Here is a 15,707-nt window from a genome sequence, read left to right on the forward strand (position 1 = left end):
TGTCTTGTGATCACAGAATAGAGATTTGTTGACACTTGATGAAGTTTATTGTCTGAATGTGTTGAAGGAGCAATAGTCTCTAAATTATTTGACCGTTTGTAGAGTTGCTTAAACTCTACAAACGGTCAAATAAGTATACTATTTACCAATTACTATATTGGAACTAAATCTCAAATTCTTTACGTATAATTTCTGCTCCTGCGCTTAAAGCACTTAACTTACCTCTTGCAACGTTTCGGGCCAAAGGAGCCATGCCACAGTTTGTACTAGGGTAAAGATTTTCGATATCTACAAACTCAAGTGTTCTACGTAAGGTGTTCGCTACTTCTTCGGGTGTTTCGATAGTCTTGGTTGCCACATCAATTGCCCCAACCATTACTTTTTTGCCGCGAACAAGTTCAATTAAATTAAAAGGTACATGTGAGTTGTGGCATTCTAAAGACACAATATCAATATTAGATTTTTGAATTTTCGGGAAAATTTCTTCGTATTGACGCCACTCTGAGCCCAATGTCTTTTTCCAGTCATTATTGGCTTGTATTCCATAACCGTAGCATATATGTACAGCAGTTTGGCACTTTAAACCTTCAATGGCTTTTTCTAATACTGCCATTCCCCAATCGTTAACTTCATCAAAGAACACATTAAATGCAGGTTCATCAAACTGGATAATATCTACCCCTGCATCTTGCAGTTCTCTTGCTTCTTCATTCAATGCTTTCGCAAATTCCCACGCCAATTTTTCACGGCTTTTATAATGGTTATCGTACAACGTATCTACCATTGTCATTGGTCCCGGTAAAGCCCATTTTATTGGTTTATCAGTCAGTTTACGTAAAAATTTAGCATCATCAACAAAAACTGATTTTTGACGTGCAACCTGATCTACAACAACGGGAACACTTGCATCATAACGGTTACGGATTTTTACGATTTTACGATTTTCAAAATCTACACCGCTTAAATGCTCTATAAAAGTGGTTACGAAATGCTGGCGTGTCTGCTCACCATCACTAATTATATCCACACCTGCCAATTGCTGCTCATGCAAAGAAATGCGCAAAGCATCTTGTTTTCCTTCGACTAAATGATCTCCTTCTAATTTCCAGGGTGACCAAAGTTTTTCGGGTGGTGCAAGCCAGGCAGGTTTGGGTAAACTTCCAACGATTGAAGTTGGTAATAATTTCTTCATATAAAATAATTTTAATGTGTTATATTAATTAAGATCAAAATTGGCTGACCATTGTTCTAAGACACTTTTGTAAGGATTAATGAAATGCTCTTCTGCATATTTACCCTGTTCAACAGACAGTCGGCTGCGCTCTTCGCGGTCATAAACAACGCGAGTCATTGAATAATCTTCGTGTTTAAGACTAGGTTGATAGATTTTTCCAGCCACTGAATTTGCATTGTAAATTTCAGGACGATAAATCTTCTGGAAAGTCTCCATCGTGCTGATTGAGCTGATTAGCCCAAGATCAGTATAATCAGCAAGTAGATCTCCGGAATGATAAAAAGCCATCGGTGCCACACTGTTCGGAGGCATGAAAAAACGAACTTTCAAGCCCATTTTAGAGAAATATTCATCAGTGATGGAATACTGATCCTGCAGATATTCAAAACCCAGAACCGGGTGCTGATACTCAGTGCGAGTATAAGTTTTGTTGCTCGATACACTTAGACAAATGATTGGTGACATCTTAAAGTGTTCTTTATAAGTAGCTGAACTCACAAAGCACTTATAAAGTTTTCCGTGCAAATCACCAAAATTTTCAGGAATGCAAAAATCAGATTTATTTTTATTGTACTCGATCAATAAAATACTGAAATCGTAATCGCGTACGTAAGAAGAAAAATTATTCCCAGCAATACCTTCTATACGCTGGCTGGTTTTGCGGTCAAAAATATTCGTTTTTAAAACTTCAATCAACGGCAGATTGTTAATACCATTCTTGTCATCAATACTCATCGTTACTGTGATGATTTCAAGTTCTACAAGATAACGATCTGCTTTTGGATTATCCAAATGAGCCAATGTATTAAATCGATTGTTAATCATATTTAAGGCATTACGTAAGTTTTGCTGGCGATTAGCTCCTCTAGCCAGGTTTGCAAAATTGGTTGTTAGACGCGTTTCAATTGAGGGATAGTAGTTTTCATCTAAACAAGTGCTATTTAACGTGAACACAAAATCATAATTGATGGTATTCTGGGTGGTTTCCATATTTCTTTCCTTTTATTGTTGAATCTTTTTAATATGATCGCTTTTGTTTAATTGTGTGTAGTTATTTTGTGTTGCAAATTTTAAAATAAAAGATTTATAAATCAAAACTTTGGATTAAATAAGGTAATTTTGCTATTTATATGTTATTTTAAAGTTAATTAAACTTTTTGGAGATATTGTGGTATAAAAAACAGATAATTTATCTTTACAGAACTTAGATAGGATTGATTTGAGGTTGCTTTGAGTACTTCAAAAAGATGAAAATTCAGTAGAGAAATAAATTGAGTTATAGACTCTGTTCAAAAAACAAACAAATAAGTAATAATAAAGAGTACGTTTCTCAAAAAAAAATAATTGAAAAAGAAAAATAAAAGCAAGAGCTTCAGGGAAGTCTGAAGCTCTTGCTTTTGTAAAAAAGATTCGAAGCTAGTAGCTTGAGTCCTTTAATTTAAAGTCCTTTAAAAATTTGCATTTCAAATTTAGTTACTTAAATCTTGTGAATAATATTTCAAATTCGAAACAAAATCATGTTTTTCCTATAAGGGATGGAATCGAAAACTTCTGGGATCACACCAAAAGCCACTCATTTGAGTGGCTTTTTTGTTTTTATGACCAACTTTACTTAATATTTTTATTCTTACTATATAAATACAGAATTTCTTCAAAATTGATATGCAACTTTGTCTTTAAATAATCAGTTTTAGAGGCAGTATTTCTTTTACTTCTTATTTTCTCTGATCTCACATTAAACGAAATTTTGAACTTAATAATCAGTTTCCATGGGGAAAAACTACTTTTTTTATTCACAAGTGTATTATTAATTTCTAAATTTATTTAAAATGCTAAAAACGTTCCTTTTATTCATTTTTGGTATGATCTCCATTTGTATTTGTGCACAGAACACAAAAAGTGATACAATAGCGGTACAAGATACCATACACAACTTAAAGTTTAATTACAAACAATTAATCATTCCCGGAGTTCTTATAGGTTATGGTTTTATTGGTTTAGAAAGTGATCAGCTAAAGGGATATAATACAGAAATTAAAGAGGAAGTAAATGAGGATATTGATCATAAAATATCTATTGATGATTTCTCTCAATGGGCGCCTGCCGCTTCTGTTTATGGTTTAAATGCTTTTGGTATTAAAGGGAAAAACAACTTAAAAGATCGCTCTATTATTTTAGCCAGTTCTTATTTAATGATGAGCGCTTCGGTTTTTGCTTTAAAAAGTATTACCAAGGTTGAAAGACCAGATGGATCTTCTAATAATTCTTTTCCTTCAGGGCATACTGCTACTGCTTTTGCCGGTGCCGAATTTATGTACCAGGAATACAAAGACCAGTCAATCTGGTATGGTGTGGCAGGATATGCAGTAGCAGCTGCAACCGGAATGTTTCGAATGTACAATGACAGGCATTGGCTTACAGATGTTGTTGCGGGTGCCGGTATAGGAATACTATCTACGAAAACCGCTTATTGGATTTATCCTTACCTGCAGAACAAGGTTTTTAAATCTTCTAAAGAGAATAAAACGACTTCGATGATTATGCCATTTTATAACGGAAAAGAGTTAGGATGCAGTTTTGTCAGACGATTTTAGATTGATATAAAATTAAAAAATAAATTCCCCACAGATAAAAATAATCTTTATCTGTGGGAATACTGTTAATTTTCTAATCTGCCAAAACGTGAAGTGCTGACGGAAGTATAGTAACGTTTAACTTATTAGTCTTTAAATTGTATTGTTCTCCGTCAATCTGGGCATCAATAAAAATTTTAGAAGGCATTTCAATTTGAATTTCTTTTACGGGATAATGTTTAGCCTTTTTAAATTTTTCAATTGAATTTCTGAGCACATTATAGCCCAGTATTGATTTTTCAAAAAATGATAATTCAGGAATTATAATCATATCCAGTAATCCATCATGAAGACTGGCTTTTGGGGTCAGACTCATATTGTAACCCATTTCGTTAGAGTTGGATATAAACAATATTAAAGGATCTGTTTCTATAATTTGATTATTAAAAGAGATGAAAGTCTTTTGCGGTTTAAATTGTAAACTGGCAGATAATGAAGCTTTAATGTAAGCCGGAAGTGTTCTTTTTCCGGCACGCTCATACTTTTTGATAATAAGAGCATCAATGCCAATTCCCATATTACTAAAAAAATATTTATGATTTAATTGCCCCACATCGATGGCAGTTGAATGTCCTTTTTTGATGACAGCAATTGCTTTGTCAAAATTTCTCGGAATCTTTAAGTTGGATGCAAGCCCATTTCCTGAACCTACCGGAATAATTCCTAATTTTATTGAGGTTCCAACTAGGCATGAGGCTACTTCATTAATAGTTCCGTCACCACCGCACGCAATAATGTAATCCGGTTTTTTTGCAATTGCCGTTTTTGTGAGTTCGAGAGCATGTTTCTTTTGTTTTGTATAATCTACCTGAATCTGATATTTTTCTTTCGGAAACTGATTTAGAATATAAGAAGCGGAAAGATTATGCTTTCCGCTCCCGGAAATTGGATTTATGATAAAATGAATATAAGTCATTAATTTATTTTAAAAGCTTATTGGTGAAAAGGTAATCGGCAGTCTGGTACCACGAAATCGTTTCTTCCAGAAAAGAATGATTCATTGGGATCTTAGTCAGACTGTTATCCTGTTTGTTCCAGGAGTAAAATGCCTGCTTTTTCTGGTCGGAAAGAATCATTACTTTTTCTTTTTTCATCAATACCAATTTTCGGTAAGTTCCCATTAAGGCACGCTCTTCGAATTTTGGTGCCAATACATTTTTTCCAAAAAAATCAGACTCGTAATTCCATTGAAAAAGTGAAAACAGTGTCGGCCATAAATCAATCTGAGAACATTGTCTGGTGATTTTTTGATTCTGTTCCTGAGGAAGATTGACAATAAATGCCGGAATATGATAATTGGCTACGTCAATTTCATCTTTTCCTGCACTGCTGGCACAATGGTCTGCAATGATTACAAATACGGTGTTTTTAAACCAGGGTTTTGTTTTGGCTTTTTTAAACAATGCTTTCAGTGCAAAATCGGTATATTTTACAGCACCTTCACGGCTTGTGCCCGAAGGAATATCAATTTTTCCGGAAGGATAAGTATAAGGTCTGTGATTGGAGGTGGTCATCACAAAATTGAAAAATGGCTTCTTGTTTTTGTATTGTACATCGGCAACTTTTAGCATTTTATTAAAAATATCTTCATCACAAACTCCCCATGCATTTTCAAAAGTTACTTCATCATCGTTTATATTATTGCGGACCGTTTTGATTTCGTCACTTAAAACACTGCCACGGCCACGATCGTAAATGTTAAAACCATTACCGCCAAAATAAGCGTTCATGTTGTCAAAATAGCCATCTCCGCCATAGAAAAAATCACAGTCATATTTTCTGGATTTAAATACGCTGCATACTGTATACAAATTTTGGTTATTGGGTCTTTTTACAATACTTTGCCCCGGTGTAGGAGGAATACATAAAGTTACGGCTTCCATACCTCTGACGGTCCTGGTTCCGGTGGCATATAAATTTTCAAAAAAGACACTCTTCTGAGCAAGGCTATCCAAAAATGGCGTGATGTTTTCTTTGTTTCCAAATTCTTTTAGGAAGCTTCCGCTAAGACTTTCTACAAGGATAAAAACAACATTTTTATTTTTAAGAGAAGGCAGGCTGTCCGTAATTTTTCTGTGGATGGAGTAATTTTTTTTAGAATAAACAGAATTTGGAGCTGCCAGTTTCTTTTTGATAATACCAAATGCTTTATTATTGTCAATTGAAGTATAAAAATCAACATATTTCATCTGATTGTTTCTGAAAGCAGCAAAAAAAGAATAAATCCCTGATTTTGAAATTTCAGAATTATATCGGTTCGAAGACCATTCTGCCTGATTGTTAGTAATAAAAAAGGCAAAAAACAGGGCTGTAAAAACGGTGGGTAATAAAACCGAAAGTCTGGTTTTTAAACTGGCTTTAGCATTAAAAGTTGTTGTGAAAGCTTTGTTTTTATAAAAAAGAAATAAAAATGCCAAAGTAAGCAGTAAGACACCGCCAATTAAAACCGGAAGCGGGTAAGACTGTTTAATATTCGCGACAACTTCATGTGTATAAATCAGATAATCAACGGCTATGAAATTAAATCGTGTTTTGAATTCATCCCAAAATGTCAATTCGGCAAAAAAAGTAAAAACAAGTACAAAGACTGTGAGTGATGTAAAAAAATAAATCAGGATTTTATCCAAAACAGAACCAATCCATTTATTGGGTATAATGCTGTAATATAAAATGCCAAAAATAGTGATGAAAACAACGGTTCCCAAATCAAAGAAGAGCCCTGTTATAAGTGTTCTTAAAAAGTCAATTACATTCAGAGAAACTTCGTTATACTGCCAGACAAAAAAACAGATTCTTAAACATTGCGAAAGGATTAAAAACCAGATGGCGAAATGCAGTAATAGTGAATATCTGCCGTACTTAGGAGATAATTTTTTCATATGTCGGTGTTTATTGTTTTTTTATTGGTCATATGTAATTCGCATGTCATATTAGTGTTTGTTTCGTCAGTTACTATTTTATTTGACATGCAGGATGATTATCAATTACGATCAATTTTTGAGTCATGCTCATTTCATAATTAGTTATTAGAGAAAGGCAAATTTTATAACCCAATTCTGAATTTATTTTGAATTTTAGTTTTTATTATGAAATCAGAATTTATAGCTGTACCCAAAACGGATTACTTGTGTTTCATAATAATCTTTAATTTTATAGTTAAAATCTTCTCCTTTTATTTTTTTTTGTAAGACTAATGTATTTAAAATATCTGTAGCATTTAAAAATATTTCACCTTTACCTTTCTGAACTGTCTTTTTTACACCAAGATCTGCAGAAAACCGGGAATCTATTTTTCCTTGTGGAATAATATCCGGCGCCAAATAAATCATTGAAACCTGTCCTGAAAGTGTTTTACTGAAAAGGAAAGTATTGTTCCATTTTAAATTCCCGGAAGTTACTTCCTGAAGATCGTCGTGATGGGTGGATGGAACAGGATACAAATTGGTGACTGTAAAAGCATCTATTGTATTTTTATAAAGATTTCCATTCAGATTAAAAGAATACCAGGAGGTGAGTTCTTTTGCGTAAACCAGTTCTACACCAAAAGAAGAACTTTCCTTAGCATTTTGAAAAACATTATAAATAATCGGACTTCCCGGAACTGTTGTAGCAATTCGGGTAATAGCATCATTTATAACTCTGTAATAAAATGAGCTTAAAAAATATCCCTTTTGAAAATCGGTTTTATAGCCCACTTCAAAAGCAGTTGTAAATTGAGGACGCAGGCCGGGGTTTCCTACCTTGATAATTTCAGCATCATCGTATTTAGGAAAAATTCGGATATCAACTTCATTTGGTCTGTCAACACGTCGGTTGTAAAAAGCGGTGATTTTATTGCTATTATTGATTTTGTATGCAAGTTTTACACTCGGAAAAGGTTCTGTATAGCTGTAGCCGTCACTTTTATAAGTGGGATGATCACGATTTACATCGTATTTAAGATGAACATATTCATAACGCAGTCCAAGTTCTGCTTCAATCTTTTCGGTTTCGTAAATATAGCTTCCGTAAAGTGCCGGAATAATTTCTTTATAAGTAGCCCAGCCTCCAGCATCAGCATCAATAGGCGAATTTTCTCCCGGAAAAAATTGCATATTCGTAGGGATTTCACGGCTTCTGAATTTTACTCCGGTCTCAAAACGTCCGTATTTTAAGGGCTGAACATAATCAAAGTTGAGGTCGATTACCTTTTCATCCGAAAGCAGTTTAAAAGCATCGTGGCCTGTAAAAGAAGGCATTATATTATCAAAGAAATACTTTTCATCTTCTCTGTGATACGTATAATTAATGCCTGTATTTAATTTGCGTCCTGCCTGGCTGAATTTATGCTGATAAGAAGCACTGGCCATGATAGTGGTTTTGAGTTCATCTTCTAAAAACTGCCACAAACGTAAACGCTCGGAATAATCCTTGTTGAAGAAAGGCTGGTCGCCGTGATCTGTAATTTTTTCGCTCCCAAAAAGAGCGGAAAAGGAAAAAGTATTCAGGTCGTCGTAATTCCAGTCGATTCCGCTTTTAATAGTGGTGAAGTGCGTATTTCTGTTTCGTTTGGTCTGCTGGTTGATTACAGTTCCATCATCGTAGGTACGGGTAACAAACTCATTTTTATTGAGTGTTTCGGTATAAAGATAATCGGCCTGTAAATATGTATTGAGTTTGTTTTTTCTGTAATTTAGCGAAAGGCTCGGGTTGATTTTAGGTGTCATTTGATATTGAGGCCTGATGGAAGGAAGATTTTTCTGGCGCTCCCATAATGCCCCATACCCTGAGCCGATGCCTATTTTTCCGTTTAACCCCTCCTGTTTATTTTTTTTATAGATGATGTTGATAATTCCGGCATTCCCGTTTGCATCATATTTAGAAGATGGATTATTTATGATTTCAATTTTTTCGATTGCAGAAGCAGGAATATTATCCAGTCCGGATTGGTTTCCAAAGCCTGTTAGAGCAGTTTGTTTGCCATCAATTAAAACCATTACTTTATCATTTCCCCTAAGCAGAATTTTACCATTATTGACGGTAACGCCCGGAAGGTTTTGCATAGATTGCAGCACCGAACCTCCGCTTTGGGTAATATTATCAGCAACCGCAAATACTTTTTTATCCATGGATACGGGCGGCTGTTTTGTCGTTCCGCTCACAATTACCTCTGATAAAGCATTAATATCTTCTTCAATTTCGATATTTCCGAGGTCTAAATGATCAGAAAGTGTACCGATGAATAAGGTTTCCGATTTGATTTTAAAACCGATAACGCTTATTTCCAAAATATAATTTCCCGAACTCATAGCTGCAAGTGCAAACCGCCCGTCATCGCCGCTTACCGTACCAAAGAAAATCTTCGGATCTTTTGGAGATTTCAAAACGATATTAGCATACGGAACACCAATTTTAGAACTGCTGTCTTTTAGGATTCCGGAAATGGTTACAGATTTTTTTTGAGCGGCTGCCTGCAGTATTGTTATCAGTAAAAAAGATAACAAAAGAAAAGTTTTTAGTTTCATTCGTACTATTTAAAAAAAAGAATAGTACAAAGCTCAGAACCGATTCTGTAGGAAGTTTGAATTTTAGAAGGTAACCTCGAAAATATGCAGATTATCATTAAATGAGTAATGAATATCCCAATGGCTGATGTCGCATATTTTTTTTATAATAGCCAGACCAAGCCCATTGCCCTGTGAAGAAGGATTTACTTTTGAGAAACGATTAAAGATAGTCTGTTCTGTCAGCGGTATTTCAGGACCGGTATTGATAAACTTAAGGATATTATTTTCTGTTACAATCTCAATTACACCGTTTTTTACATTATGACGAATAGCGTTCAGAAATAAGTTATTAAGCAATACTTCTGCAAGGGCTTTGTTTCCCTTTATGCTTAAGGTATTGTCAAGGTTTGTACTAATCGTCAAATTTTTTGCCTGAGCCTGTTCGGTAAAGAAGTCGAGATGTTTCTCGATATATTCATTTAAAATTATAGTTTCCTGCTCCGGATAAATTTCATTGTCAATTTTAGAAAGCAATAATAAGTTTTTGTTGAGTCTGTTGAGTCTTGAAACGTCTTTGTTTAGGGAAGCGACTAATTCAGATTGTTCTCTGGTTAAATCTAATTGCTGGAGCGTATCAATTTTGGTTTGAAATAGGGCCAAAGGAGTCTGGAGTTCATGAGCGGCATTTTCTACAAATTCCCTCTGGCTTTTGTATATGGCCGTATTTTTTTCAATTAAGCGTTCCAGACTTTTGTTAAGGCGGTCAAATTCGTCTATATCGGTCGGGATAAAATGCGGCGGATTGTTTTTGTCAATTTCAAAATCCTGTATCTGGCCAAGTGTGTTGTAAAAAGGTTTCCAGATTTTTTCGGCTAATCGTTTTGAAATCCAGATAATTCCAATTAACAGAATCATAATGATAAACAAGAACATGGCTGCGACGCTAAAAACCATTCCTTCCATTTCCACCAGATTGCGTTTTTCTATGTAGGTATATTTTTTTCCGTTGATTTCAACAGGGGCGTACAAAATTCTGAAGGGTTCTTTTTCATTGGCAACAGGTTCAAATAGCATTTCGCCTACGATCGAGTCTTTTTTCACCCCCATATCAGCAACAATCCTGACATTTTGGTTGTATTTATTCCATGCCGCGATATCATTGGCTGTATAATTTTGATGGCTTTGGTTAACAAAATCGCCCTTATGAAAAAGCAATACTTCGTCGGTTTCATAAATATAAAGCCACTGACAGATATAATAAAATACCGGCGCCGCTGTCAGCAATATGATAACAGCATAAATAAGAAAGCTGTTGGTGGTTTTATGAAGTAGTTTTTTATTATTCATTTTCCCATTTATATCCTAAACCATATACAGTTTTGATATAATCTCCGCTGCCGGCTTGTGTTAGTTTCTTTTTAAGATTTTTAATATGCGCGTATATAAAATCATGATTGTCGAGCATATCGGCCATGTCGCCTGAAAGATGTTCTGCAATAGCCGATTTAGATAATACTTTATTTTCGTTGCCTATTAAAAAGAGCAGTAAATCCAGTTCTTTTTTAGTGAGGTCAAGTTTGGTATCATTTACAGTTACCGTTTTTGAGAAAATATCGACCACAATTTCATTAAAGATAATACTGTTACTGCCTTTAAAATTTTTCCGGCGTATAAGAGCCTGCATCCGAACCAGTAATTCAGCAAGATGAAAAGGTTTGGTGAGGTAATCATCTGCCCCGAGGTTGAAGCCTTCTAAGCGTGTTTCCAGATTTTCTTTTGCCGAAATAATAATAACACCCTCCGTTTTATTTTTTGATTTTAATTCTTTTAGTATCTCAAACCCGTCTCCGTCAGGAAGCATAAGGTCTAATAATATACAATCATAATCATAGCTGTCAATTTTAGTCACGGCCAAATTATAATTTTCGGCTGTTTCACACTGAATGCCGTTCGTTTTAAAGTAGTCTTTGATGCTTTGCGCAATCTCGCGCTCATCTTCTATTATTAAAATCTTCATGTCGCAATTTACGAATGAATTTTGAAGAAAAACTGAATAAAAGTGTTCTGAATGACTGATTTTTGCATTTTATTTCTTAAACCATCTTCTCGGCGCATCACTTTCGTGAAGTACAATTTCAGAATGCAGAAACTGTGCGGCTTCTGCGGAATCTTGTACTTTAACAGCACTGCGTTGTAACATTTCTGATTCAAACTCCATGAGTGCATTTTTTCGTATTCCTGCTTTTCTCCAGTCAGATAAAGGTCTGCATCCTTTAAAGATGATTCGTGCCAGTGTAAGCGCATCAAGCAAAGCCTGATTGGCACCTTGTCCTTTAAACGGACTCATGGGGTGTGCCGCATCTCCGATCAGAGTGACTGGTCCTGATTTTTCCAATACTTCGGGTTTAAGTAATTCACGGTCATAAACGGGATAACCGGAAATCAGATTTTCATCTGTTGACGATAAAATCTGTGGAATAGGTGCGTGCCATTGGGTTCTTCGACATGCTTCTTCTTTGAGTGCTCCAGGTCCTTTATTACTTAATAATTTAGCCTCTTCTTCAGACATCGGAAAACTAAGCTGCCACATCACTGAACCGGATGAATAGGGCATAATATAGATGCGTTCGTTGCCATTGGCAGTCTGAAATATAGTCGCAGAGTCTAATAAGGCATTATTAAGATGTTGAAGAGCACTTAACGGACAAATACCTAAAATCACTATACAGCCCAAGTAACGTAATGAGGTAGCGTTTTCGCCAATTAACTGCCTTCGAACAGAACTGCGAATACCATCGGCTCCAACCACAAGATCTGCTTTGGCTTTCTTAATTTTTCCGTCGACTTGAAAACTGAGATCAATACCTTCATCATCATGTTCCTTAAAATCCAGTAACTGGTGTCCCCACTGTATTTTATTATTTCCTCCGAGCTGCTCAAGTAAAGCTAATCGTAAAGATTGTCGTGCGATATGCACATTTGTACGTTTCGAAGATGTTTTTATATCTGATTGAATCCACTTCCTGGTTCCCCACTCTGCAATCACTTTTCCTTCCGGAGTATGAACCAGATGTCTTGTTGAAATCACTCCTTCTTTCAAAGAGAAAATACCTAATCCCTGAATTGCTTTGCTGGCTTGCTGTAAAGTAAGTCCGTAGCCCTGAGATCGGGCATTGAAATCTTTGTCGCGTTCATAAAGTGTAAAAGGGATTCCCCGGTGCAAACAGGCAACAGCCAGAGCCATTCCGCCAATTCCGCCACCAATAATAGCAATGTGCGGATATTCTTCATTAGCTTCAGGAGGATTGGCAGTAGCGAGTAACCCGGATCCTGAACAGTCTGGACATGAATATAGGTTTCCTTTCGGCGGAAGCGGTGCCGTACCTTTGCCTAGCGTTTTTTCAAATTCATCCAATGCAATCTGGTAAAGAAGCCGTGTTTTTTTGCTTATTCTTCGGCTTTTTTTTCCGCGTCCCAGGCATTCCTGACAGATAGTCCAGTTTAAGGGTTCTTTTTCCACTTTTTCTACTTCTACTTTTTTACTTGATGATTATTACCGGTATTTTAAAAATGCAAAGTTAAGATAAAAGAGAAGGGATTATTAGTTGACAGAAGTTATAAATCTTATTGTTTTACTTGAAAATCCTTCCAATAATTTTTCCAATGTCGGCAAAATCATCAAGATTACTCACTGCCCTTTTTTCGGTAACGGTATTATCAATTTTTGAAAAAGGATAAATAAGGATGTAATTATTGTTGCTGAGGTTTTTATTTAAGATTTCCGGAACGTTTTGCATTTGCGAAAAATAAGACTCCATCCCTCTGTCTGCCATTAACAGTATCAAACCTTCATCCTGTTCTAAGCTGAAAGCAGCTTCCTGACCTTCCTGCCATGTCGAAATAGTATTAAAACTGGCTTCAATATTGGCTTTTTTAATAATGCTTTTTAAAATTTGGTTCGTTTTTTCATTGGCATAAAAACTCATTTTCGCTCCTGAATTTTTGCCAATATTCCAGACTTTTAGAAGAGAAAGAAAAAATCCCGGCTCACGTTCTGCATTTGCAGGAATGAGAACTACATATTTTTTTATAGTGGCTACGGGCTGTATGGCGTGATAGATAATTACGTTAATTTGTTTGTTGCGTAAATAGCCATTGTAGAGATTGTAAAGAAAGGAAGATGAAAAGCCTTTTTCTTCCAATCCAATAATCAAATCGGTAATATTTTGCTCTTTGACTACATTATTTATACCGGATACCACATCATTGTCATACCGCGTAATCGGATTGATTTTTACATCTGCCCCGGCGGCCATATGTACTGCTGCGCCCAGTAATTTTTCAGCATTTTTTGAGGAAGATTCGCTTTTCTCTTCATTGATGATGTTTAGTGCAAAAAGCCCGTCTTTATTAGTTTGTGTTTTGATCAGAAGTCCAAGATTGACTAATTTCTCCACTGTATTTTCCTGATTTAGTGCCATAAGGATATTTTCTTTTTCATGACTTGCTCCTGCAACAGTTTCTTCTTTGTCAGAATCAGCTATCCTTTGAGCACTTGCCATTGAAACAAATGATGAAATGGTACATGATACCAGGATCAGTAAAATACTTCCGTTAAGTACATGCTCGTTCAACAGTCGAATAGGTTCTCCGGCTTCATTTTCAGACAAAATGATATTGTAGCCCACCATTACAGCCGCCAATGTAGCAGCCGCAGAAGCAGAGCTCATTCCAAAAATAAGAGTTCCCTCATCATTGGTAAGGCGGAATGTCTTTTTTGTAAAAAAAGCTGCCACATACTTTCCGCCAATAGAGGCAACAAGCATAATCGAAGCCACGCCCAAAGTTTCCCAGCTCTGGATAAAAGCATTAAAATCAATCAGCATTCCTACACTGATCAGGAAAAAGGGAATAAAAATAGCATTTCCAACAAATTCAACCCGATTCATTAGGGAAGAGGTATGCGGTATAAGTCGGTTTAGTGCAAGACCGGCAAAAAAGGCTCCGATAATTGCTTCAATTCCTGCCAATTCTGCCAATAAAGAGGCCAGGTAAATCATTACAATAACAAAAATATACTGTGAAATTTTATCTTCTACATTTTTGAAAAACCATCTTGCAATGATTGGAAATACAAGTAAAACAATTAAAGCAAAAAGCAGCATGGAAACAGACAATTTAACCCAGAAAGAAGTCCCGACTTCACCTTGTGACATGCCTACCACTACAGCCAATACAACTAGCGAAAGCACATCTGTAATCATGGTTCCGCCCACAGTAATATTGACAGCGAGTTTTTTTGCAATTCCCAGTTTACTGACCATCGGATATACGATAAGCGTATGTGATGAAAAAAGGCTGGCAAAAAGTACAGACGTTAAAAGTGAAAAATGCAATACATAATAACCACCAATGAGTCCAAGAACAAAAGGGAATGTAAAGGTGTAAAGTGAAAAAGTAATGCTCTTCCATTTATTCTTCTTAAAATCGCCCATATCAATCTCAAGTCCTGCCAAGAACATAATGTAAAGCAGCCCGGTTGTTCCTGTTACTACAATACTGCTGTCGCGGGCAAGGATGTTAAATCCGTTTGGGCCTATTACCGCACCGGCTATGATAAGACCTAAAAGATGCGGTACTTTTATTTTATTCAATAAAAGTGGAATGCATAAAATTATGATAAGTTCTATGAGGAATTTTAGTAATGGATCTTCTACAGGAAGACTGACGTGTTGGATACTTAATAACATAATTATTTTTTTTGAGGCAGGGTAAGTTCTACTGAAAATCTTGCTGTACAGTTACCTTGCCTCGTTATTGTCTGAGTGCCTTTAATGACATTATCTTTTACGTCATCAAGCACTACATTTATTTTTGTTTTATTTTTTGAAATACTGTCACTGTTGAATTCGAGCTGTATTTTATCTTCAATATACCTGGCTTTAAATACACGGACAAGTTTTTTGTTGTTTAAAACATTAGTATAAATACCTGTAGAATCAGATGAAAATTGCCAGGTTTCATTTCGCTGATCTCCAATCACATACTGGTTGCAATTGGAATCCCTGCAAAGCATTTTACTGTTCCAGATGCCCTGAATGGTTTTTGGCCATTCTTTTAGTGATTCGGCAGGATTATTTACACTATCTTTTAAGGCTGTAACGCTGTCGCGGAATATAAGCAGCGACTGGTAATCTGCTTCCTTGTCAGCTAATTGTTCCTCCCTTAAGGTCAAAGCTTTTTCTCTGTTTTGCAGTTCTAGTTCTTTTTTGTTTTCACATGAAATAAACAGGAATGCAAAAAATAGTAGTAGAAGATTTTTTTTCATGAAACAGGTTTTGTGATTTATATTTA

Annotated in this window: 11 protein-coding genes; 1 reads left to right on the forward strand and 10 read right to left on the reverse strand. The window is 35.6% G+C overall.

Annotation, left to right across the window (positions count from 1 at the left end; translation table 11 throughout):
* Positions 1-163: 163 nt before the first annotated feature.
* Together DMB68_RS03240 and DMB68_RS03245 are read right to left on the reverse strand one after the other, a co-directional pair.
* Complete coding sequence (locus DMB68_RS03240) at positions 164-1,192, reverse strand: methionine synthase (RefSeq protein WP_110345223.1); 1,029 nt, start codon at positions 1,190-1,192, stop codon at positions 164-166.
* A gap of 24 nt (positions 1,193-1,216) precedes the next feature.
* Positions 1,217-2,224, reverse strand: a complete 1,008-nt coding sequence (locus DMB68_RS03245; protein WP_110345224.1) for a DUF1852 domain-containing protein — start codon at positions 2,222-2,224, stop codon at positions 1,217-1,219.
* An 839-nt stretch (positions 2,225-3,063) separates the two neighbouring features.
* Here DMB68_RS03245 and DMB68_RS03250 point away from each other — a divergent pair.
* A complete protein-coding gene (locus tag DMB68_RS03250; RefSeq protein WP_110345225.1) occupies positions 3,064-3,828 on the forward strand; it encodes a phosphatase PAP2 family protein in 765 nt (254 codons plus the stop codon).
* Positions 3,829-3,901: 73 nt separating this feature from the next.
* Here DMB68_RS03250 and DMB68_RS03255 read toward each other — a convergent pair whose 3' ends face one another.
* The 8 genes from DMB68_RS03255 to DMB68_RS03290 all read right to left on the reverse strand — a co-directional run bounded on the left by DMB68_RS03255 (position 3,902) and on the right by DMB68_RS03290 (position 15,681).
* On the reverse strand, positions 3,902-4,783 hold the full coding sequence (locus DMB68_RS03255; protein ID WP_110345226.1) for a diacylglycerol/lipid kinase family protein: 882 nt from the start codon (positions 4,781-4,783) through the stop codon (positions 3,902-3,904).
* A 4-nt stretch (positions 4,784-4,787) separates the two neighbouring features.
* Complete coding sequence (locus tag DMB68_RS03260) at positions 4,788-6,746, reverse strand: LTA synthase family protein (protein WP_110345227.1); 1,959 nt, start codon at positions 6,744-6,746, stop codon at positions 4,788-4,790.
* Positions 6,747-6,959: 213 nt separating this feature from the next.
* Positions 6,960-9,371: a TonB-dependent receptor domain-containing protein gene (locus DMB68_RS03265; RefSeq protein ID WP_110345228.1), complete on the reverse strand. Its 2,412-nt coding sequence runs from the start codon at positions 9,369-9,371 to the stop codon at positions 6,960-6,962.
* A gap of 63 nt (positions 9,372-9,434) precedes the next feature.
* Positions 9,435-10,700 carry a sensor histidine kinase gene (locus DMB68_RS03270; RefSeq protein ID WP_110345229.1) on the reverse strand — a complete coding sequence of 422 codons (1,266 nt, stop codon included), beginning with the start codon at positions 10,698-10,700 and terminating at the stop codon, positions 9,435-9,437.
* A complete protein-coding gene (locus tag DMB68_RS03275) occupies positions 10,693-11,370 on the reverse strand; it encodes a response regulator transcription factor (RefSeq protein ID WP_110345230.1) in 678 nt (225 codons plus the stop codon). Before DMB68_RS03275 ends, DMB68_RS03270 begins: the two co-directional genes overlap by 8 nt.
* Positions 11,371-11,439: 69 nt before the next feature.
* Positions 11,440-12,873 (reverse strand): FAD-dependent oxidoreductase, encoded by a 1,434-nt coding sequence (locus tag DMB68_RS03280; RefSeq protein ID WP_110345231.1) that lies wholly within the window; start codon positions 12,871-12,873, stop codon positions 11,440-11,442.
* A gap of 112 nt (positions 12,874-12,985) precedes the next feature.
* The gene (locus DMB68_RS03285; protein WP_110345232.1) at positions 12,986-15,103 is read right to left on the reverse strand and encodes a cation:proton antiporter; all 2,118 of its coding nucleotides are present in this window, start codon (positions 15,101-15,103) and stop codon (positions 12,986-12,988) included.
* Between the two features lie 2 nt (positions 15,104-15,105).
* Positions 15,106-15,681 (reverse strand): hypothetical protein, encoded by a 576-nt coding sequence (locus DMB68_RS03290; RefSeq protein ID WP_110345233.1) that lies wholly within the window; start codon positions 15,679-15,681, stop codon positions 15,106-15,108.
* Positions 15,682-15,707: the final 26 nt, after the last annotated feature.

It is taken from the genome of Flavobacterium hydrophilum, assembly GCF_003202405.1.
Taxonomy (GTDB): domain Bacteria; phylum Bacteroidota; class Bacteroidia; order Flavobacteriales; family Flavobacteriaceae; genus Flavobacterium; species Flavobacterium hydrophilum.